The organism is Streptomyces sp. NPDC050636 (assembly GCF_040654775.1).
Classification (GTDB): Bacteria; Actinomycetota; Actinomycetes; order Streptomycetales; family Streptomycetaceae; genus Streptomyces.
Genome location: NZ_JBFAIP010000105.1, coordinates 1 through 20,173, shown reverse-complemented (window position 1 = coordinate 20,173; position 20,173 = coordinate 1). Strand labels below are relative to the sequence as shown.

The window sequence follows — 20,173 nt, the reverse complement described above, 5'->3', positions numbered from 1 at the left end:
AAGACGGTCGGAGTCCGCATTCCTGACCATGTCGTTGCTCAGGCTCTGCTCGCCGACTTGGGTGAGCCGCTGGTGTCCAGCACCCTGCTTCTGCCCGACGAGGACGAGCCGATGACGCAGGGTTGGGAGATCAAGGAGCGTCTCGACCACGTGGTGGACGCCGTGGTCGACTCGGGCGATTGCGGTACCGAGCCGACCACGGTCATCGACTTCTCCGGCGGCGAAGCCGAGATCGTACGCCGAGGGGCAGGCGACACCGCGCGATTCGAGTAGCGGTGGCGGAACGGCTACGCCCTATCCCCAGACGTCGGGGCGCACACGCGGATGACCGCCGCAGGACGCGGGACGCGGACGCAGGCCGCTGAACCGCACCACAAGCCGCTGCACCGTGCTGTGGACGGCTGAACGTGGTGGTGCGGTCGGCGGCGGATCAAGACGTGCTGGAAGGCCCGGCGGATCGTCCGCCGGGCGGCCTTCTAGGGTCGGACGTAGGGCCGCGTCATGATCTCCAGGTTGTGGCCGTCCGGGTCGTCGAAGTACGCGCCACGGCCCCCGAAGAGGCGGTTGATCTGGCCGGGTTCGGTGTGGTGGGGGTCGGCGTAGTAGGTGACTCCGACCGCCTCCAGACGGGCGATCATGCCGTCGAACTGCTCGTCGGGCACGAGGAACGCGTAATGCTGTGACTGGATCGGCTCGTCACTTTTCTCGTAGTAGTCGAGCGTCACGCCGTTGCCGAGGTCGACGGGCAGGAACGGCCCGAACGGGGCGCTCACCTTCAACCCCAGGATCGCGGCGATGAATTCAGCCGACAGCTGCCGGTCCTTGGCGTAGATGGCGGTGTGGTTCAGCTGTACGGCGGCAACTGGGCTCTCGGGCTCGTACTGGTGCTGCTGTTCGTGCGGCATGTGAGTGTGTCTCCGGGTCTTGGGATCCGCTGGGATGGGGCGCCGCGTACGGGCGCCGGGAGGAAAGACGCGGAGAGGGGAGGCGGGGCTCTTGCCCGCCTCGTACTCACGCCGAGGCCGGGAGCCTCACTCGTACATGGCCCATGGCCGACCCGGCAGTCACGCGGTTGATCTTAGTGGCCGGCGTGGGCCGAGACAACGCGGGGCCTTGCGGTCCCGCTTCTCCACATCACCGATCTCGGCGAACTCCTGCGCCCGCCGGGCCCCGTGCTCGACGGCCGGGGCACCGGCTGCCTGCCTCGCCGGGTGCGGCAGGATGGCTGCTCGTGTCGGGGTGTCGGTGGATGTCCCGGTGCGTTCACAGTCCTAGAGACAAGCAGGTGGCAAGGTGACGAAACGTTACATCCGGTGCTCAGAAGAGCTGTTTCTCCGGGCAGTGGGAGCCGGCCGGTGAACCATGCCCTCACACTGCATGACTTGATCGTCGCCGGGGCCGTGCTGGCCGCAGGTATCGCGGCCGGCCTGTTTTTGCGAGCGACCCTGCGTTGGCTGGCCACGCACGCGCGCAGAACGCGGTGGAGCGGGGACGACGTCATCGTGGATGCATTGCGGGCCGTGGTGCCCTGGGCGGCGATATGTGGCGGCCTGGCGGCGGCCGCCGCGGCGCTGCCGTTGACGGCGACGGTTGGGCACTACGTCAACCGAACGCTGGCCGTGCTGCTCATCCTGGTCGTCACGCTCACCGCGGCCCGGGTGATCACCGGTCTGGTGAAGTCCCTGGCCCAGTCCAGGTCCGGAGTGGCGGGATCGGCCACCATCTTCGCCAACATCACGCGCATCGTGGTGCTGGCGATGGGCGGTCTCATCGTGCTGCAGACTCTGGGCATCTCCATCGCCCCGCTGCTCACCGCGCTGGGCGTGGGTGGCCTTGCAGTGGCCCTGGCGCTGCAGGACACGCTCGCCAACCTCTTCGCGGGTGTGCACGTGCTCGCGTCGAAGACGGTGCAGCCCGGTGACTACATCCGGCTCAGCAGCGGCGAGGAGGGCTATGTCGTGGACATCAACTGGCGTAACACCGTGGTGCGCCAGCTCTCCAACAACCTGGTGATCATCCCCAACGCTCAACTGGCCGGCACCAACATGACCAACTTCACCCGGCCGGAACAGCAGCTGTCGATCCTGGTGCAGGTGGGAGTCGGCTACGACAGCGATCTCGAACACGTCGAGCGGGTCACCATCGAGGTCGTGCAGAGTGTGATGACCGACGTCAGCGGTGCCCTCCCGGACCATGAACCGGCCGTCCGTTTCCACACGTTCGGAGACTCCAGGATCAGCCTCACGGCGATCCTGGGGGTCGGCGAGTTCAGTGACCAGTACCGGATCAAGCACGAGTTCATCAAGCGCCTGCATCAGCGGTACCGGGCCGAGGGCATCAGGATTCCCGCCCCGACGCGGACCGTGGCACTGCAGCAGTCCGATGGGATCTCGCTGCCGCACCAGCGCGGAACGTCGGACCTGGTGCCGTAGGAACGCGGCAGGCCCACCTTCCGGCGACCATCGACGTCCGAGCGTGGACTGACTTCGGGGAACGTCGACAAGGAGTCGGCAACTGCGTCGACTTGGTTGCCGCCTTCTTCGCCGAGCCGATCAGCGAGGATCATCGCCACATCATCCGCCAGGCGGCCCTGGGTATGTCGGATCAACCCCTGGTGCAGTTGCTGCAGGAACTCCTGCGGGGTGTCGGCGCGCACCGCTTCCATGGCCTCGGGCAGGGCGAAGAAGTCGTTGTCGTGATTGCGGGCTTCGATCACTCCGTCGGTGTGCAGAAGCAGACGGTCGCCGGGCGTGAACGGATAGCTCTCCGCCGTGCCCGGAGGACCGGTGATGAAGTCTTCCAGGCCGAGGGGCGGCAGTAGGGAGGTGGGTGTCAGGAGCCGGACCTTGCCCTGGTGCAGCACCAGCGGCGGCGGATGGCCGCGGTTGACCACCTCGACCACGGGTCCGTCCGGCACCTGAACCACGATCGCGGTGACAAAGCCCTCCAACCGGGTTTCCTGATCGACCGCACCCGGCATGGCGCACTCCCGTCGCAGGGCGGCCACGCAGTGGTTCATCACCTCTCCCAGGTCATCCTCATAGTGCACGGCCTCCCGGAACGCGCCCAGCACAGCTGCGGCCGAGCGCACAGCAGGCAGCCCCTTGCCCCGGACGTCCCCCACGATCATCCGGACCCCGTACCGGGTCTGCACGGCCTCGTACAGATCACCGCCGATCTGCGCCCCCATCTCAGCAGCGAGGTAAAGGCTGGCCGCCCGCACCGGGCCCAGCCGGGCGGGCACCGGCCGCAGCAGGACCTCCTGTGCTGCCACGGCGATCCGGCGGACCTGGTTGAGCTCGCTCTCCCTGCGGGTACGCACGGCACTACTCATCGTGATACTGGCCACCGACACCAGGAAAAGAGCCAGGAGGTTGGTGTAGACCTGCTGGCTGCCCCATGCCTGGTTGTAGGTGGCGGTGGTCACGCTGACGGCGAGAGCGACAGCCGCTGCCGAGACGGTGCCCTTGGGACCCGTCGTCACCGCGGCCAGCGCCGGCGTCGCGGTGAGGAGGGGGCCGGTATACAGAAAGTGTGCGGGCGAGAGCTCGATGCCCACCACGAGCAGTGCGATCGCGAACGGCACACACTGCGCGAGTGTGAACAGCATCCGACTGTGACCGCTCGCTCCTGGTCGAGAAGACGAGCGGAAGAGCGACCGCATGACTACAGCCTGCCTCGTCGAAGCTCACTGTTCCACTCATCGCCCGTGCCGGCCTCCGCGCCTCCCGGGCATAGAGGCCGTGACGGCCCGGCCGGCGTCGCACCGGCCGTTCCGGGGAGGTCCGGGAACGATCACCTGCGGAGCCGCATGAGAAGGGCGGCAGCGGGCCCTTTTACCGGACCGACGGGATCCGGCCGTTGTTCTCCTCGCCGCCCAGGGGTGGCTCGGTCGTCTGTCACGATGGGGCCCCGGTGACCGGCGAAGGGGCGCTTTGATGACCGCAGTTCGGGTCAGTTCGGCTGTCATGACGCATCCGGTGCGCAGGGACCAGGCCGAGGCGCTGGCCACCCGGCTCGGTCTCGGGGGGCTGGCCATGGACCCGGATCCGAACGGCGCGCCCTCGGCGTTACGGACCGCGCTGGTGGCCTGGTCCGCCGTCTCCGACACGGCGACCCACCATCTGGTGGTGCAGGACGATGTGGCCGCGCCGCCCGAGCTGCTCGGCCTCGTCGCCGGCTCGGCGTCGCGGTTTCCGGAGGACGCGCTGATCTTCTACACGAACTGGCATGCGCGGAACGGCGCCGCGGCCCGGCTTGCCGCACTGGCCGGGGCGGGCTGGGTGCGCGCCGTACCGGAGGAATTCGCTCCGACGCTGGCCATCTGCCTGCCCGCGGATATGGCGACCGGATTCCGGCGGTTCGCCCGGGACAGCGCGGAGCGCCACGACGATGAGGTCATGGCCATGTTCCTGCGTCAGGTGGGACGGGCGGGTCTGCTTTCCGTACCCAATGTCGTGGAGCACATCGGCACCAGCAGCATCAACGGGCATGCGTCACAGGGTGTCCGACGGGCTGTCTGCCCGGTGGGCGCCGCGGATGCCCGCCCGCTCCTCTGCCACGGGTGGGTGCTGGAAGAGCTGGACTGGCTGCCGTACATGCGGTACGGGGAGGGCTATCTGCGCATGGCCGGGCAGGAGAAAGCCGCCGATCCACGCCACCACGCCAGGTGGCAGGAGGCCCTGCCCGCTACCGGCCTCACGGAGGGGCAGGTGCGGGATGTCGCACGGCGGAACTGCCCTCCGGACACCGCATCGGAGGTGGCGCGGCACTTCGGCGCGCCCTTCGCGGAGGAGCTGTGGATCCACTGCCTGCTCCTGGGCAGGCAGGCCGAGGACGCCGCTCGGCGGCATGCGCCGCAGGCCGCGGGCATCCGGGCCGAGACCGATCAGGCGCGTGTGCGCCTGCGCGGTGCGGCGGTGTCCACGGTCGCCCTGGCGGGTCTGCCGCCCGAACGGCGTCCCGGCGTTCTCCCGGAGCATGCCGAGCTGCTCACGGCGTACGCCTGGAGCGCGATCAGGTGCGGGAGTCTGCTCCTGGGGCCCGCTCTCGTACGTCGTGGGTGATCCAGACGCACGGTTCCCAGTACGCACCCCGGTCGCGTCCACGGTCGACGGACAGCGTGGCAAGCCCTCCGGGGAAGACGTACTCGCCGTCATCGGGGAACGCCATCCCGGTCCACGCCTCCCATTCGGCCACCGTGCCGGTGATACGTGACGAGCGCGCGACGGATGCCGTGATGACACCGCCCTGCCGTACCTGGGTGCGGATCCAGGGGTCGAAGGGCGAGCCGTCGGCACGCGTCCAGGCCGCGTACCGCGCGATCGGGACGAGCGGATACCGGTCCTTCCACGTCGGGCGGACCGGCACGATCACATGGGCCAGTCCGTCGGAGCGGGCCATTTCCGCCATCTGCTGGAGCAGCACCGTGGACAGCCCTTTGCCTTGGTGGGCGTGCGGGATCTCGATCCCCAGGGCGCACAGGGCATCCGGCCCGGCTCCGGCGTCGTGGTCGCGGAAGGCCGCCGCGATCGAGTCGTCGAGCCCGGATCCCAGACCGCCGGGAGTGCCGTCCCATGTGCGCGGCAGGGAGCGTCCGGCGCCCAGAATGTCATCGCCCTCGTCGTCGTACAGGACGAATTGGTGGTCCGGGAAATCGTCGAAGAGCCGCGTCCAGTAGCTTCCGTTGATATCTCCGTGCAGGTTGTATTCCGGGACCACGCCGGCGAATTTCTCGGGGATGCGGTCCCAGAGTTCCGGCCGTTCGGAGTGACGCACCATCTGTACGGTCATGCATCACTCTTTTCGGCTGCCCAGATTATGACGAGCGGGATTCCGTCCCAGGCGGCACGCGCGGCGTCGGCGATGGACTCTTCGTAACCGCCGGGAGCCAGCCTGCCGTTGAAGACCGGTTCATGGCAGGACCGCACACTCAGCCCGGCCGAGATGAAGGCGTTCAAATAACTGCTGGGCAGATGTACGTGGTTGCGTACGAATGCCAGCCGGTCGGTGCCGTTGACGAACAGGCACTGGCCCTGGAGCGAGATGACGAACGGGTGCATGTCGGAGATGACGATCCGTCCGCCCGGCCGGACGACGCGCGCCAGCTCGGCGACGCCCGCGGACAGGTCCGGCAGATGTGTCATGGCCAGGGAGCAGACGGCGAGGTCGACGGAGTCGTCGGCCAGCGGCAGCCGCTCCAGATGTCCGTGGCGGTACTCGGCGTCGGGGGCGTTGACACGGGCCCGGTCGAGCATCTCCGGCGACTGGTCCACCCCGATCGTGCGGTACCCGCGTGCCGTCAGGGCCGCCGTCTGCCGTCCCGTGCCGCAGGCCGCGTCGAGCGCGGTGCCCACCGGGCCCTGGTCCAGCAGCTCGTGGACCACCGGCTCTTCGACCTCGATGTAGGAGCTCGGCAGGGAGTCGTAGACCCTGGACCAGGCCGCGTAGCCGGCCGCTGCGTCGAGTTCGCTCACCGCCGCCCCGCCGTCCGGGAGACCCTCCCCCTGCCCCGAGGCGAAGGTGCGAATTTCCTCGACCCGTGCCTTCAGGAACTTCTCGTCCCCGTTCATCGCATGACGCAGCAGGGCCAGTCCCTCAATGCCCAGTACGAGTTCTCGAACCCGGAATTCACTGTCCATCGATATCCTTCATGGCGCGCCGGAGATTGCCGTGCCTGCCGGACTACCCGCGCCGCAGCGAAGGCAGTCACCGATTACGCTCGTTGTCCTGAATTCGCCCCAGGAGGGCCGGTCCCGTCGTTTCCGTTGTTATGGGTCGCAGTGGCGTCTAGCATGACGTGAATGATCGAAGGATATGTGGACCGGGAAAGTGTGATAGCCGGCCGGATTCTGACGTTCCATGTCTCCACGGACGCCACCGAATTCCGCGTCCGCTTCTACCGTCTGGGCCGGGAACTGACCTTCATGGCGGAGTCCGCCACGTTCCCCGGGGTGTTTCGGGCCGCGCCACCACATCCCGACGGTGTCGCCGGGCACGCCTCGCCCGCCGTGGCCTGGGACTGGCCGCCCTACGACTTCCCCATACCGGACGACTGGCCTCCGGGTGTCTACCTCGCCCACTTCATCGACGGCGACGACCACCGCGCGCGGTCCACGCCCCTTCTGGACGACACCGGAATCGAGGGATACGCGCGGGAGTTCTTCCTCGTCAGACCGCAGCTGCCCGGCCGGGCCGCCCGCATCCTGTACAAGAAGTCGACGTTCACCCGGCACGCCTACAACCGCTCGGACCGCGCGGACGCGCAGCGCGCGAGCAGCCTCTACGACAACCCCGTGTACCGCGCGGGCGGTGCGGGCAGGCCCGGCGGTCACCAGCTCAGCATGCACCGGCCCGGCGGCGTCATCGATCTCGCCTACTGGGACGCGCCGTTCATCGCCTGGCTGGAGCGCTGCGGATACGACGTCGAATACTGCACCGATCTGGATCTGCACCAGGACCCGGACCTGCTCACCCCGTACGACCTGCTGCTCAGCGTCGGACACGACGAGTACTGGAGCGCGGCGATGCGCGACCATGTGGCGGCGTTCGTGCGCGCGGGTGGGAACGTGGCGTTCTTCAGCGCGAACACCTGCTGGTGGCGGGTCCATCTGACCGATGGGGACACCGCGTTCGTCTCGGACACCGACCATCACGTGGGAAATACGTACCCGCACCTCCCGGCGACGGACCTGTGGTGGCCGCCGCCGCCCGAGGGAGTCGGCGAACCGGAGAACACCCTGACCGGCGTCAGCTTCCGCAACGGCGGTATGTGGCCCGGCGATTGGCCGGGCGACCGGCCCCGCGCGGGATACCGGGTGCAGCATGCCGATCACTGGGTTTTCGAGGGGACGGGGCTGCGCGACGGTTCGGACGGCGGGACCGTGGACGCTCTCGGCGCCGGGACCGCGCTGATCGGCTACGAATGTGACGGCGCCGCCTTCGCGTACGACGCGGCGGGCACCGCGCGGGCAACCGGCGCGGACGGCACACCCAAGTCCTCTCTCATTCTGGGTGTCTACCTCCTGGACCCGGTCAACGAGGACTTCCACCACCTCAAATCCGGACACTGGAACTGCCCCGCGCGCGAGCCGGAAATCACCGGCCCGCGCGCGGCCACCATGGGGCTGTACACCGCCGGCGGCACGGTGTTCACGGCCGGTACCACCGACTGGCCCGTGGTCTGCGGCCATGAACTGGACGCCAACGTCGTCCGCGTGACCCGTAACGTGCTGGACCGGCTGGCCCGCCGGGCTACAGCAGGTCCGTGAGGGCACGCAGCGTGCCGATCCGCGCGGCCCCGTCCGGTACGGGCGGGGCCGCGCCCTCGACAGCACGGTCCGGCCGCCACAGGTGCACGGCCCGCATCCCGGCCGCCAATGGACCTGCCACATCCGCCGCCCACATGTCCCCCACGAACAAGGCCTGTTCCGGGCGCAGCCGGCAGCCGTCCAGCACCGCCCGGTAGATACGGGGGTGCGGCTTGCGTGCCCCGGCACGGGCCGAGGTGACCGCCACGTCCACCACCCCGGTCAGGCCGACGTCCTCGATGGCCCGGTCCAGGTCCCAGAACCAGTTGGAGCACACCGCCACCACCAGGCCCCGCGCGCGGAGTTCCGTGAGCACCTCCAGTACATCGTCGAAGAGCGCCAGGCGGAGATCCTTCATCACGCGGTCGATTTCGGCGACGAGGCCGTCCACTTCGGCCTCCGGAACCCCACAGGCGAGCGCCCGTCGCCGCAGGCGGTCCAGCTCCCAGGCCCGGTACGTCTCCCGGCTGACGGAGTGGGCCGCGTGCAGCTCGCCGTCCCGCGGCCCCACCCGCCACTGATCACCCCACTTCGCGGCGGCCTCGGTCAGGCCCCGGCGGGCGAAGACCGACCGGTGGCTGGGCGGCAACGGCGGCACCATGCGCACGAGCGTGCCGTAGAAATCGAAAACCACTCCCTGGACGTCCGCGGGGCGCCCGGCCACCGTGCCGGCCAACGGAGCCTCAGAACCGGCCGTACCGGCGCGGGAAGTAGTCCTCCAGCTCCCCGTCCCGTTCGATGTCGAAGGTCGCACAGTGCAGACCCCCGCCGAACGGGCCCACCGCGCGGAACGGCACCGGCACCACCTCGAAGCCGTACGACACGAGCTGGTCCGCCAGCGCACCTTCCTTCTCCTCGATGCACAGCGTGTTCTGATCGAGGTTGAGCATGTTCCCTGCCAGCCACGGGCTGCAGTACGACAGCTTCGGCGGGTGCTCCCAACTGGCTGGCTGTACCGCCTCCACGATCTCCCAGTCGTTGAGCTTGAAGAACTCCATCAGCTCGGCGTCCGCCAGCCGCTCACCGCAGTGCAGCACCAGACCGGGCCGCAGCGGCACCCAGGTGGCGTCGATGTGCAGGGGGTGGGTGTTGGTGGAGGTCACCGCGTGCACCCTGTGGTCGGGGAAGTGGCGCCGCAGCCACTCGTATCCGCTGCGGTTGGTGACGAACGACAGCTGGACGAAGAGGTCCCTGCCGAAGCGGGCCACGTCGGCGGCGTCGAACAGCGGCTCCGCCTCGGTCAGCACCAGGTCATAGTCGCGTACCCGGGTCAACTGCTCCTGCGTGCCGAGGGTGTTGTAGGTGTCCCAGAACCCCGGGTGGTAGGAGGCGTCCGTCAGACGTGGTTTGGGCGCCGCTTCCCAGCGCATGTTCCGGTCGGCGTCGAAGAGCTTTTGCAGGACGGGCCGGTAACACAGGTACTCGAACCAACGGCTGCGGTAGGACATGGTGGCTTCGAGGATCTCGTTGCCGACCGTCAGAAGCAGGTCGCGGGGCGGCATACAGCCGGACATCGAGTCCTGTGTCCAGTCGGGGGTGGCGACCTTCTGGCTGAAGTCGACGGGCGTCGGACGGTCGACCCGGATGCCCCGCCGGCGCAACATCCCGGCGAAGTTGTCCAGCTGCTCATTGGCTTCGGCGGTCATCTCTTCCGGCATCGGGCCGTACGTACCCAGCGGAAAGCCGTCGTCCGGAAAGTCCCGGCGCACCGCCGGTTCGGGTGCCTGCACCACCGCGCTGTCGGCCCGTCCGACGACGACGTGCCGCAGGGGATCCCAGCCGTTCCATGAATTGACCTTCAGCGGCCGGGTGTCCGAATCCGCGGTTGTCGTGCCGTTTTCAGTCACGTGCAGACCCTTCGATAGGGGACGTGGGAGACACCCGAGCAAAAGTGAGGCCCCGGATACGTCAGCGTCAAGGGCGGGTCCGTTGTGCAGAGCAGTTTTTGCGTCAATCCTCCGGTCGCGCACCGGTGTGTTTCCGTGGCTCGCAATGGTGCCCGGCCTGCCGTATGAGTGGCACGGTTTGAGCGGCAGATCATTTTCGGGAGCGGACTTTGTGGCCGGAAAAGCTCCCTTGGGTAGATTGCCGGCCCGCGCGGGGTAGATAGGCCCCCGGTTCCGACAACCCGGACGGAGGAGACCATGGCCGAGCGCATCTCCCGTTTCGCCGCGGGACTGGGGGCCTTTGCATTGCTGGCGCCGGTGGTCGGCTGTGGCGGTGACAAGCCGGTTGCCGCGGCCGAACGTTCCAGCGACCTGACGGTCTGGCTCACCGTGGACGCCCAGGAAAGCTGGCCGGACCTGGTTACCACGGTCAATGAGCGCTTTCACAAGAAACACCCGAAGGTCAATGTGAAGGTGCAATACCAGCAATGGACCAGCAAGAACCAGAAAATCGATGCCGCGCTCGCGGGCCAGGATGTGCCCGATGTGGTCGAGATGGGAAACAGTGAGACCACGAATTACATCGTCAACGGTGCGTTCGCCGCCCTGGACCCGGGGAAGTTCGACCATTCGAAGAAATGGATCGGCGCGCTCAGGGATGCCTGTCAGATGGACGGTACGACGTACTGCGTCCCCTATTACGCGGGCGCGCGCGTGGGCATCTACCGTACAGATCTGCTCAAAGAGATCGGCGTCGACCATGCCCCGCGCAGCTACCCGGAGATGATCGCGGACCTCGACAAACTGAAGCGGAAGTTCGGCGCTGGGGACAAGAACTTCTCCGCCTTCTACATGCCCGGCCGCTACTGGTACGCCGCGATGGCCTTTGTGAAGGACGCGGGCGGCGAGATAGCGGTGGAGAAGGGCGGACGCTGGCAGGGGGCGCTGTCCTCGGCCCGGTCCGTCGCCGGGCTGACGGCCTGGAAGAACCTCCTGGATGCCTACTACGTGGGCGACCGGTCCAAGGACAACGGCGACGAACCGGCGGTCGTCGGCCAGGGCCACGTCGGCATGTTCTACGGCAACACCTGGGAGGCCAAGGCCGCCACCGACAGCAGGTCCGGTGGCAATCCAGCGCTCCGCGGCAAGTTCGCCACCTTCGCCTTCCCCGGCCCGTCGGGCAAGCTGCTGCCGCCGTTCCTGGGCGGTTCCACGCTGGCGGTGCCCGCCAAGTCGGAGAACCAGGACCTGGCCGGCGAGTGGATCAAGATGTTCACCGATCCCGCTTCGCAGCGCCGGCTGATCGCCGCCGACACGCTGCCGAACAACACCGCTCAACTGCGTGAGGTGGCCGCCGACGGGGTCAACGGACCGGCCGCGAAAGCCGCCGAACGAGGCTGGGTCACACCACTCGCCCCCGGCTGGGGGGCGGTCGAGAAGTCCAACGTCCTTCAGGAAATGCTGCAGGACATCGCGACGGGCAGGCAATCGGTGCAGGGCGCCGCCCGCGCCGCAGACCACCGGATCGACGCTGTGATCAACGAGAACTGATCGGTGAGCGACCACGAAGGCCGCCGCCGCGGTGCCATGCGCGTGCGGAACCCCCGGCGCTCGGCCCGGCGTCTCGCACTGCCCTACCTGCTGATCGCGCCGACCGTACTCGCCCTCGCCGCCGTCCTCGGCTACCCCCTCGTCAATCTGGTCCTGCTGTCGTTCCAGGACATGACCCGCAGACAGCTGTTCAGCGGTACGACCCCGCCCTGGGCGGGACTCGGCCAGTACCGGACGATCCTCACCGACGCCTTCTTCTGGGGTGTCGTCGGCCGCACCGCGCTGTTCACGCTCGTGTGTGTCACCGCCACCATGACGCTGGCGATGCTTGTCGCCCTGCTGATGCGCCGGGTGGCGCCATGGGTGCGGATGACGATGGCCGGCGCGCTCGTCGCCGTATGGGCCATGCCGATCATGGTCGCGGCCTCGATATTCCGCTGGCTGTACGACGCGGACCACGGCGTCGTCAACTGGCTGCTCGGGCTGCTGCCGGGGCTGGACTTCAGCAAGCACAACTGGTTCGACGACCCCTGGCAGGGCTTCGCCGTCATCGGCTGCGTCGTGGTGTGGGGCGCCGTTCCGTTCGCCGCCGTCACCCTCCAGGCGGCGCTCAGCCAGGTCCCCCAGGAACTGGAGGAAGCGGCGACGGTCGACGGCGCACGCGGCCTGCAGCTGTTCAGAAGCATCACCTTTCCGGTGATCAAACCGGCCTTTGTCCTGGTCACTTCGCTTTCGGCGATCTGGGATTTCGGGGTGTTCAACCAGATCTGGCTGATGCGCGGCGGCCAGCCCGAGAAGGAGTACTACCTGCTCGGCGTCTACTCCTTCACCGAGTCTTTCGCCGTCAACCGCTATAGCGCAGGGGCGGCCATCGCAGTCATCACGGTGGTGCTTTTGCTGGGCGGTGCCGTCGTCTACGTGCGCCAGATCCTCACCATGGGAGATACCGAGTGAATCCTGCCCCCGGCCCCGGGACGACGGGCAGAGCCAAGCAGCGGGAACACCCGCGAACCCCGCGCTCCCGCCACCGCAGGCTCGCGGCCAACGCACTCGGACTTCTGCTCAGCGCGGTGATGGCATTCCCGATCTACTGGATGCTCCTCACCGCGTTCCGGCCGGCCGGCAAGATCCAGCAAAGCCCCCCGGAGTTCTGGCCGGGCCATCTGACACTGGAACACTTCCGGAGGGCCATCGACACCCCGACCTTCTGGCCCAATGTGCAGGCGAGCGTCATCGTGGGCGTGGGCACCGTACTCGTCTCCCTGCTGATCGGTACGCTCGGTGCGTTCGCCGTAGCAAGATTCTCCTTCGCGGGGCGAAAGGCATTCGTCCTGGTGATTCTGTGCGTCCAGATGATCCCGCTCGCCGGGTTGATCATTCCGATCTATCTGCTGCTCAGCGATGCCGGACTGACCGACAGTCTGCTCGGCGTGATCCTCACCTATCTGGTGTTCATGCTGCCGTTCACGGTCTGGCTGATCCGGGGATTCATCGTCGGCATTCCGGTGGAGCTGGAGGAAGCGGCGATGGTCGACGGCTGCACCCGCCTGGCGGCCTTCCGCCGGGTCGTTCTTCCCCTCCTGGCCCCGGGGTTGGTGGCCACTTCCATTTACGCCCTCATCCAGGCATGGAACGAATACGTCCTCGCCTACGTACTGCTGTCCAGCAATGACAAGCAGACCCTCAGCATCTGGCTGGTGTCGTTCCAGACCAGCTTCGGCACCGACTACGGCGGGCTGATGGCGGGCGCCACGCTCACCGCACTCCCCGTGGCGGTCTTCTTCGCGATCGTCCAGCGCCGGGTCACCACGGGCCTGGCGGCCGGGGCCGTCAAGGGATGACCGCGAGGACACCACACGGCGGCCCCTTTGCGCGGCCCCCGGCGTCCGGTGGCGCCACGAGCAGAGGGCCACCGGCGCGGGACGCGTTCCGCCTACGGGCGAGGACGTGTCCCAAGGACCCGCTTTCGGCACGCGGACCGCACGCGGACCGCACGCGCGCGTAAATCCCTCGTTCCCAATCTCGCAGGAGATCACCGTGACGTTCGACCGTCTGGACCTGGTGTCCAAGCTGTACCAGCCGTCGGGCTGGCCGCGGATCCTCGAAGCGGCCTCCGGGGGCCCCTCCAGCGGCCCGTTGGTCGTGGACCTCGACCCGACCACCTTCTGCGACCTGGCATGCCCGGAGTGCATCAGCGGCAAGTTACTCAATCAGGGGCGGTTCACTCCCGAGCGGCTGGCCGAACTGGCCGCGGAACTGGTGGAGATGTCCGTCCAGGCGGTCGTTCTCATCGGCGGCGGGGAGCCGCTGGCGCATCGCGGGACCCGTACGGTGCTCCGCGTCCTCGGTGAGGCAGGCATCGGCATCGGCGTGGTCACCAACGGCACTTTGATCAAACAGAACCTGCCGGAGCTGGCGGAATTCGCCTCGTGGGTACGGATATCCGTCGATGCCGGAACCAGCGAGACGTACCGCCTCTTCCGGCCGGACCGCAAGGGCCGCAGCGTCTTCGACAAGGTCATCGCCAATATGCGCCTGCTCGCCGAGGCCAAGAAAGGCGCGCTCGGCTACTCCTTCCTCGTGATGACACGGCAGGAACCGGACGGCAGCGTCGTGAGCAATCACCACGAGGTGTTACAGGCAGCGGAACTCGCCCATGACATCGGGTGCGACTACTTCGAGACCAAGGCCATGTTCGACGACGGACACCACGTCGTACAGATACCGGACGAGGTCCTCGCCTCTGTAGAAGCCCAGTTGAAGCAGGCCGCCCAATGGGAGGACGAAACCTTCGAGATCGTCAACTCCTCCACTTTGACGTCCCTGCGGTCCCGGGTCGGCCCCGTCCAGGAGAAGAACTACCACCGCTGCCGGGTGGCGGAGCTGCGCACACTCGTGACTCCGTCCGGGGTGTATGTGTGCTCCTACCACCGGGGCAACGACGGCGCCAAGATCGGTGACGCGGTGACCGACAGCCTGGCGGAGATCTGGCGGAGCTCCGACCGCGGCATCGTGGATCCGAGCCGGGACTGCCGCTTCCACTGCGCGCGCCACCGTTCCAACCTCGAACTCGACGGGATCGGGGCGGGAACGGTGGCGCCTGAGCCCGGCAGCGACTACGACCCCTTCATTTAGGCGAGCTCATTTAGGCGTGTTCATCTGGGCGCGTTCATCGGGACGGGTATCCGGATGACGAACTGGACGGGTATCCAGACGAGGAATCGGACGGGTATCCAGACGAGGAATCGGACGGCGAACCGGATGAGTAACTTCCCTCCGTGGTCAGGTCGTTGACCTGAGCCGGGGGCCCGCCGCCCCACCGCTGCCCGGTGACCTCGGGAGCGAGACCCATGGCCGCACGGGTGGGGATCACCCGCGCCTGGGGATGCCCACGGCGCAGCGCACACCGCAGCTCGCGGACGACCTCGTCCCGATCCGACGCCGGGCACACGCCGACCAGCGCGCCGCCTCCGCCGGCCCCGCTCAGTTTCAGCGGCAGGCCGGCGGAGCGCAGGGCCAGCACCCGCAGCTCCTCCAGCAGCGGTGTCGACATCCCTTGAAGGTCCCGCATCGCGGCGTGCGCCGTGCTCATCCCGGCCCCGAGGGCGCCGAGATCGCGGCTGAGTACGGCCTCCCAAACCGCTGCCGACGCGTCATCGACCTGCGTCAGGTACGCCGCGAGCCGCTCATCCCCGGCGGCGAGTTGATCGCGTACGGAGCGGATATGGTCGCCGGTGTCCTTCCTGGTCGCCGAGTCGACGACCACGACGGACCACTCGCGGGGGAACTCCAGCTGCCCACGAATGTCCGGAAGCCCGGTTTCTCTTCCCTGGAGCAGCAGCGTGTCGCCCGCGATGACCGCGAGATGGTCCATGCCTCCGCCGTTGAAGATCGCGAACTCGAACTCGTAGGCCCACTGCGCAAGCGTCCGCGCCGTGATCCGGGGCGCCGGTACGCAGGCTTCGGCGAACGCCCCGAACAGCGCCACGATCAGGGCGGTGGAGGACGACAGCCCGCTCGCAGCGGGGGCAGTACTACGGACCGTCACGGCAGGGGGCCGCGGGCCGAGCTCAGGGAGCCGCTGCCGCATGAACGCCCACACCTCGTCCGGCCAGCTCCCCGTCCTGCTCTCGCCCGCAGCGTCCTTGGGGGAGCGGGCAGCGGGTAGCCGTATCTCGACCGAAGTCGTCAGATCCAGCGCGAGGCTGACCGATCTGCCGCCCAGCCAGTCCAGATCCTCACCCGACAGACAGGCACGGCACGGCACGATCGCACGTCCTGCTCTCTCCACACTGATCGAGGCTTCACCTAACGGGGATCCACCTATCGAGGCTCCACCTATTGGGGCTCCACTCATCGGGGCTCCACTCATCGGGCCTGGAACCCTCCGGTCGTCTGGAACGCCTGGAACATCTCCAGGACCGCGGCGGTGGGCGGATGCAGCGGGCGCGGCGGGTCCGAGAGATCGCGGAACTCCGCCTGCGCCACCTCGTCCCGGCCCAGGGAAAGCCCTCCCGACCAGCGACGGGCCACGAAGCACAGCGCGAAACAATGGGTGACGTCCCCGTTCGGGTACGTCAGTGTGTGGACCCCCGGGTCGGAGAGCGACCCGAAGGGAACCAGGTCCGCCCGCTCGACCCGCAGGCCGGTCTCCTCCGCGAGCTCCCGTACGGCCGTACCGGCGAAGTCGCTGCCTTCCTCGCACGCCCCGGCCGGCAGCTCCCACACCCCGTTGTCCGTACGTTGCTGGAACAGACCGCGGCCGGCCTCGTCCAGGAGGAGGACCTGAGCTCCGGGGACGAGGAGCAGTTGGCTGCCCACTTTTTGGCGTACGGACCAGATGTACGAGCCGACGTAACTCACCTGAGGGTCACCTTTCGCCGTGCCATGTCCCGTTTTGCAGGGGCAGGTTGTCATGCGGCGGACTCGGTCAGCCAGCCCGGCACCGCCTGCGGCGTGGCGGACAGCCAGCGCACATATCGCTCCACGCCCGTGCGGACGTCGATGCGCGGCGTCCACCGCAGCAGCTCACGGGACTGTTCCGTCGCGGCGAAACCGCCGAGCGGATCGCCCTCCGGCCGCGGGGTGGTGATGAACCGGGCCTGGGGGAAGTGCGGTGCGATCAGTTCGCCCACCTCACGTACCGAAGTCGGCACGCCCGTCCCGACATTGACGGTCTGCCCGGCCATGCCCTCCTCGATCAGGGCCAGCGCGGTCGCGGCGGCCACATCCTCGACGTGCACCAGGTCCCGCACCTGCACCCCGCCTCCGTTGAGCCGCATCGGGCGGCCGAGCCGGGCCTGCATGGACAGCCACGCCACCATCCACGAATGGCTGCCGGGCTTGGGGATCTGAGGGTCCCCGTATACGGAGAAGTACCGCAGTACCGCGAACTCCGTGCCGACGGAACCGCCCAGCAGGAGACGGGCCTGGTGCTCCGCCCACAGCTTGGAGTTCGCGTAGACGGACACCGGGAGAAGCGGCCGGTCTTCCCGGAATTCCTGTGGGCCCTGGAATCCGGGATCACCGTCGCCGTACACCGCCGCCGAGGACACCAGCACCAGGCGGCGGGCCTGGGAGGCGGCGGTCTCCTCCAAAACCACCTGGGTGCCCAGGATGTTCGCCCGGAAGGCGATGTCGGGCCGCCTGGTGCAGGCGGCCACATCGGCGTAGGCGGCGGCGTGCACCACGTAGTCCGCACGGGTGACCAGCCGGCGGACCGTTGCCCGGTCGCAGACATCGCCGACCACGACGTCCACGCCGAGTTTCTCCACACCGAACAATCTGTGTGCCGATTCCGGGTACGCGTCCAGGCGGTCCAGCACCGTCACCTCGGCGTCCGCCCCGCGTAATAACGCCACCAGACGACTTCCCACCAGGCCACCGCCGCCGGTGACCACCACGCGGGCATCACGCAGTTTCTCCAGACGGGTGGCGACCGATTCCTCAGTGCCGATGCCGATGCCGGCACTTGGTTCGGTTCTTGCGCCGGTTGCGGTGCCATTCGATGTCACAGACATGGAATCCTCTCCATACGCGTGAGCGCGCCCGATCGTGGGGTCAGCATGTCGTTCACCAAATGCCGGTACCAGAGCGCGATTTCGGCAGTCTTGCGGCGCTCACGGCGACGGACGTACTGTCCGGATTCACCTGGTGCCGGATTGACCGGCACGGCGGAAACGGTCGGAGGAATTGTGACGCTTTATCGGATGAGCGGCGCCGTGATGACCCACCCGAAACGCCTTGCAGCAGCGGAAGAGCTGGCCCGGAGCGCGCCTCCGGGAGCGTTACGGGTCGTCATGGATCCGGATCCCGCCGGGAAGCCGTCCGTGCTGCGTACGGCATTGTGCGCATGGTCCGCCATCGAGGACGGCGCCACGCATCATCTCGTCGTCCAGGACGACATGATCCTCTCCGGCGCATTCTTCGAACGTGTCCGGATGGCGATCGAAGAGATGCCCGACGCGGCGCTTGCGCTTTTCGCGCTCTGGGACTCGCGCAATGGGGCCGCGGTGCGTTTTGGAGCCATGACGGGAGCGCGCTGGGTGGGCGCCGTCAATGAGTACTTCCCGTGCGTGGCGATCATTCTTCCCAGGCGTGTCGCCGCCGGATTCGTGGCTTATGGCAGACGACATCTGGACAGCTGGCCTGATGACATCCTGATGTACAGATACTTGCGAGCCAATGGAATCCCTTCTTACGTCTCCGTGCCGAACCTCGCCGAGCACGAGGACCACGGCAGCATCTCCGGAAACGCATTCCGCGGTCCGCGTCGGTCGGTGTGCTTTGTTCCCTCCGACGTTCCCGGGCACGAAGGCACCCGGTTGACCGGCCTGAGTGTGCTGCCGTTCTTCAAACAAGGCGTGGCGCAGTGCGCGGTCCGCCTCGACGGCCCCGGGCCGCGGCCGTGGCTGCATCTCGACTGCGAGCAGTACCTCGAAGGATCCGGTGTGCGGGCCGAAAGGCTCCAATCGGCCATCGTACGAATGGCCGGAGCCGCCACCCCCGGCATCGCCCGAGGAACCTGGCTGACCGCCTTCACGATGGGATTCGTCCATCGCCGGGAGGCGCACCGCTGCGACCCGTCGGACAGCGGTGGGGCACCCGACCCGGCCGTATTCGCCGAGGCGTTGGCGACCGTGGGCCCCGGCGGCATCAGTTATGCGCAGAGCGAGGACCAGATCGCCCAGCTGCGCGAGGAGTTGGCGAGGATCACCCGGGCCGGCGTCGAGGCGGGACGGGAAGCGGGTGCGCGGCCACGGGCGGGCAGGTCCGGCCGGTTCCGCCGGGTCGGGGTGCTCGGCACCACGACCCCCCTGGGGGAGCACATCCTGCGCGGCCTGACCGACCGCGGACACCGGGTCACGGCCCTGGACCCGGCTCGCCGTGACGGTTCGGCGGCTCGCCGCGACGACCCGGCGGCTCTCGACGGCGTCCCGCCCGCATGGGACACGGTGCTCGACCTGACGGCACTTCACGACGGCGAGGCCACGCTTCGCGACAGGCGAACCGGCGCCTGCACCCTGTACGTCGGGGACTTGTACGGACCGGGCTGCTCACGGAACTCGCCCATCGGCCGCATGGTGTGGGACGCCCTGCGCAGCCATCCGCTGGCCATCGAGGGGAACGCCGGAGAACTGCTGAGACCCGTGCACGTCAGCGACCTGGTCGAGGCCCTGTCAATGACGCTGCGTACGCCCCCACGGGATCGCGTGCTCTCGCTCGCGGACGCCGCTCCGTGCACGGTTACCGAGATGGCGGAGGCGGTCCGCAAGGCCGTCCGGCCGGTGCCGGTCGCCACGGGAGCGGCATCGCCCGACGCGCCCCGGCGCCGTGAGGAGAGGCCGTCCCGGTCAGCACCACCGAACTGGAAGCCCACCACCGACCTCACCTATGGCCTGCACACGTTTGCCCAATGGCTGGCGTACGAGGGCATCCACTTCGCCCCGGATGCCTGACGCCGGGTGAGTACCGCGGCGGGCCCTGCGGTCGTGCGAGATGCTCTCCGGACGGCTCACCCCGCTAGATGCTGGTTCCCTTCCAGGCGCTCCTCTAGATGATCGGTGGGCGTCCGAGTCTCGTCATTCGCCAGACCGTGCGCCAGCGCATGGGCTTGCGTCGTCCGCATGGGGTTCGGACTCCTTCGGCGAAGCCGCCTGCCCAGGCCCGCAGTCCTGCTGCGGACCGGTTCCGGGCGGCTGTGAGCAGTGCCCAGGTTCCGAGGTAGAGGGGTACCAGGAGGGCTGGGAGGTGTCGCTTGGCCAGCCATACGCGGTTTCTGGCCACCATGCGGTGGTAGACGGCGTGCCGGGTGGGTGAGGTCCATGGGTGCTGAAGCACGATGTCCGGTTCGTAGCGGATGTGCCAGCCGTCGTCGAGGGCCCGCCATGCGAGGTCGGTCTCCTCGTGTGCGTAGAAGAATGCGTC

The 20,173-nt window shown here is 68.2% G+C and carries 18 protein-coding genes and 1 pseudogene; 9 read left to right on the top strand and 10 right to left on the bottom strand.

All coding sequences use genetic code 11. The annotated features are described in order from the left end of the window. A partial coding sequence (locus AB0I10_RS35465; protein WP_363156837.1) for a Sua5/YciO/YrdC/YwlC family protein occupies nucleotides 1-273 on the top strand: 273 nt, incomplete at its 5' end. Between the two features lie 203 nt (nucleotides 274-476). On the opposite strand, the gene AB0I10_RS35460 is transcribed toward AB0I10_RS35465, so the two are convergent. After that, entirely contained in the window at nucleotides 477-905 is a 429-nt protein-coding gene (locus AB0I10_RS35460) for a VOC family protein (RefSeq protein ID WP_363156835.1), read from the bottom strand. 450 nt (nucleotides 906-1,355) lie between these two features. Here AB0I10_RS35460 and AB0I10_RS35455 point away from each other — a divergent pair, with 450 nt between their 5' ends. Beyond that, the gene (locus tag AB0I10_RS35455; RefSeq protein ID WP_363156834.1) at nucleotides 1,356-2,432 is read left to right on the top strand and encodes a mechanosensitive ion channel family protein; all 1,077 of its coding nucleotides are present in this window, start codon (nucleotides 1,356-1,358) and stop codon (nucleotides 2,430-2,432) included. On the opposite strand, the gene AB0I10_RS35450 is transcribed toward AB0I10_RS35455, so the two are convergent. Next, entirely contained in the window at nucleotides 2,315-3,610 is a 1,296-nt protein-coding gene (locus AB0I10_RS35450) for a PP2C family protein-serine/threonine phosphatase (protein WP_363156833.1), read from the bottom strand. The genes AB0I10_RS35455 and AB0I10_RS35450 overlap by 118 nt on opposite strands. A gap of 328 nt (nucleotides 3,611-3,938) precedes the next feature. Between AB0I10_RS35450 and AB0I10_RS35445 the strand changes: the two genes are divergently transcribed. Further along, entirely contained in the window at nucleotides 3,939-5,066 is a 1,128-nt protein-coding gene (locus tag AB0I10_RS35445) for a hypothetical protein (RefSeq protein ID WP_363156832.1), read from the top strand. Here the strand turns inward: AB0I10_RS35445 and AB0I10_RS35440 are convergent. Both AB0I10_RS35440 and AB0I10_RS35435 read right to left on the bottom strand, forming a co-directional pair. Continuing rightward, nucleotides 5,017-5,793 carry an N-acetyltransferase gene (locus tag AB0I10_RS35440; protein ID WP_363156831.1) on the bottom strand — a complete coding sequence of 259 codons (777 nt, stop codon included), beginning with the start codon at nucleotides 5,791-5,793 and terminating at the stop codon, nucleotides 5,017-5,019. The two genes, AB0I10_RS35445 and AB0I10_RS35440, sit on opposite strands and share 50 nt — an antisense overlap. Then, nucleotides 5,790-6,641 carry a class I SAM-dependent methyltransferase gene (locus AB0I10_RS35435; RefSeq protein ID WP_363156829.1) on the bottom strand — a complete coding sequence of 284 codons (852 nt, stop codon included), beginning with the start codon at nucleotides 6,639-6,641 and terminating at the stop codon, nucleotides 5,790-5,792. The genes AB0I10_RS35440 and AB0I10_RS35435 overlap by 4 nt, the downstream gene beginning before the upstream one ends. A gap of 162 nt (nucleotides 6,642-6,803) precedes the next feature. Here AB0I10_RS35435 and AB0I10_RS35430 point away from each other — a divergent pair, with 162 nt between their 5' ends. Continuing rightward, nucleotides 6,804-8,270, top strand: coding sequence for a N,N-dimethylformamidase beta subunit family domain-containing protein (locus AB0I10_RS35430; protein WP_363156828.1), 1,467 nt, complete (start codon nucleotides 6,804-6,806; stop codon nucleotides 8,268-8,270). Here AB0I10_RS35430 and AB0I10_RS35425 read toward each other — a convergent pair. Further along, nucleotides 8,254-8,943 (bottom strand): HAD family hydrolase, encoded by a 690-nt coding sequence (locus tag AB0I10_RS35425; protein ID WP_363156838.1) that lies wholly within the window; start codon nucleotides 8,941-8,943, stop codon nucleotides 8,254-8,256. The genes AB0I10_RS35430 and AB0I10_RS35425 overlap by 17 nt on opposite strands. Nucleotides 8,944-8,992: 49 nt before the next feature. Further along, nucleotides 8,993-10,156, bottom strand: coding sequence for a serine/threonine protein kinase (locus tag AB0I10_RS35420; RefSeq protein ID WP_363156827.1), 1,164 nt, complete (start codon nucleotides 10,154-10,156; stop codon nucleotides 8,993-8,995). A gap of 297 nt (nucleotides 10,157-10,453) precedes the next feature. On the opposite strand from AB0I10_RS35420, the gene AB0I10_RS35415 reads away from it, so the two are divergent. From AB0I10_RS35415 to AB0I10_RS35400, 4 genes are all read left to right on the top strand, one after another. Then, complete coding sequence (locus AB0I10_RS35415) at nucleotides 10,454-11,746, top strand: extracellular solute-binding protein (RefSeq protein WP_363156826.1); 1,293 nt, start codon at nucleotides 10,454-10,456, stop codon at nucleotides 11,744-11,746. A gap of 3 nt (nucleotides 11,747-11,749) precedes the next feature. Next, the gene (locus AB0I10_RS35410) at nucleotides 11,750-12,700 is read left to right on the top strand and encodes a sugar ABC transporter permease (RefSeq protein ID WP_363156825.1); all 951 of its coding nucleotides are present in this window, start codon (nucleotides 11,750-11,752) and stop codon (nucleotides 12,698-12,700) included. Further along, nucleotides 12,697-13,587, top strand: coding sequence for a carbohydrate ABC transporter permease (locus AB0I10_RS35405; protein ID WP_363156824.1), 891 nt, complete (start codon nucleotides 12,697-12,699; stop codon nucleotides 13,585-13,587). Before AB0I10_RS35410 ends, AB0I10_RS35405 begins: the two co-directional genes overlap by 4 nt. Before the next feature lie 196 nt (nucleotides 13,588-13,783). Continuing rightward, complete coding sequence (locus tag AB0I10_RS35400) at nucleotides 13,784-14,881, top strand: radical SAM protein (RefSeq protein WP_363156823.1); 1,098 nt, start codon at nucleotides 13,784-13,786, stop codon at nucleotides 14,879-14,881. A 34-nt stretch (nucleotides 14,882-14,915) separates the two neighbouring features. On the opposite strand, the gene AB0I10_RS35395 is transcribed toward AB0I10_RS35400, so the two are convergent. The 3 genes from AB0I10_RS35395 to AB0I10_RS35385 form a co-directional block, all read right to left on the bottom strand. After that, nucleotides 14,916-16,013, bottom strand: coding sequence for a galactokinase (locus AB0I10_RS35395; protein ID WP_363156822.1), 1,098 nt, complete (start codon nucleotides 16,011-16,013; stop codon nucleotides 14,916-14,918). A gap of 101 nt (nucleotides 16,014-16,114) precedes the next feature. Continuing rightward, on the bottom strand, nucleotides 16,115-16,609 hold the full coding sequence (locus tag AB0I10_RS35390) for an NUDIX domain-containing protein (protein ID WP_363156821.1): 495 nt from the start codon (nucleotides 16,607-16,609) through the stop codon (nucleotides 16,115-16,117). 50 nt (nucleotides 16,610-16,659) lie between these two features. Next, nucleotides 16,660-17,766 carry an NAD-dependent epimerase/dehydratase family protein gene (locus tag AB0I10_RS35385; protein ID WP_363156820.1) on the bottom strand — a complete coding sequence of 369 codons (1,107 nt, stop codon included), beginning with the start codon at nucleotides 17,764-17,766 and terminating at the stop codon, nucleotides 16,660-16,662. Between the two features lie 189 nt (nucleotides 17,767-17,955). Here AB0I10_RS35385 and AB0I10_RS35380 point away from each other — a divergent pair, with 189 nt between their 5' ends. Next, on the top strand, nucleotides 17,956-19,704 hold the full coding sequence (locus AB0I10_RS35380) for a hypothetical protein (RefSeq protein ID WP_363156819.1): 1,749 nt from the start codon (nucleotides 17,956-17,958) through the stop codon (nucleotides 19,702-19,704). Between the two features lie 94 nt (nucleotides 19,705-19,798). Here the strand turns inward: AB0I10_RS35380 and AB0I10_RS35375 are convergent. Further along, nucleotides 19,799-20,173, bottom strand: a pseudogene (locus AB0I10_RS35375) (glycosyltransferase family 2 protein); the annotation flags it as partial.

What these genes read in the sequence shown, in the direction of transcription:
- AB0I10_RS35460 (WP_363156835.1), bottom strand. Translation starts at nt 905, where the DNA reads ATGCCGCACGAACAGCAGCACCAGTACGAGCCCGAGAGCCCAGTTGCC.
- AB0I10_RS35450 (WP_363156833.1), bottom strand. Translation starts at nt 3,610, where the DNA reads ATGCTGTTCACACTCGCGCAGTGTGTGCCGTTCGCGATCGCACTGCTC.
- AB0I10_RS35445 (WP_363156832.1), top strand. Translation starts at nt 3,939, where the DNA reads ATGACCGCAGTTCGGGTCAGTTCGGCTGTCATGACGCATCCGGTGCGC.
- AB0I10_RS35440 (WP_363156831.1), bottom strand. Translation starts at nt 5,793, where the DNA reads ATGACCGTACAGATGGTGCGTCACTCCGAACGGCCGGAACTCTGGGAC.
- AB0I10_RS35435 (WP_363156829.1), bottom strand. Translation starts at nt 6,641, where the DNA reads ATGGACAGTGAATTCCGGGTTCGAGAACTCGTACTGGGCATTGAGGGA.
- AB0I10_RS35430 (WP_363156828.1), top strand. Translation starts at nt 6,804, where the DNA reads ATGATCGAAGGATATGTGGACCGGGAAAGTGTGATAGCCGGCCGGATT.
- AB0I10_RS35415 (WP_363156826.1), top strand. Translation starts at nt 10,454, where the DNA reads ATGGCCGAGCGCATCTCCCGTTTCGCCGCGGGACTGGGGGCCTTTGCA.
- AB0I10_RS35385 (WP_363156820.1), bottom strand. Translation starts at nt 17,766, where the DNA reads ATGTCTGTGACATCGAATGGCACCGCAACCGGCGCAAGAACCGAACCA.
- AB0I10_RS35380 (WP_363156819.1), top strand. Translation starts at nt 17,956, where the DNA reads ATGAGCGGCGCCGTGATGACCCACCCGAAACGCCTTGCAGCAGCGGAA.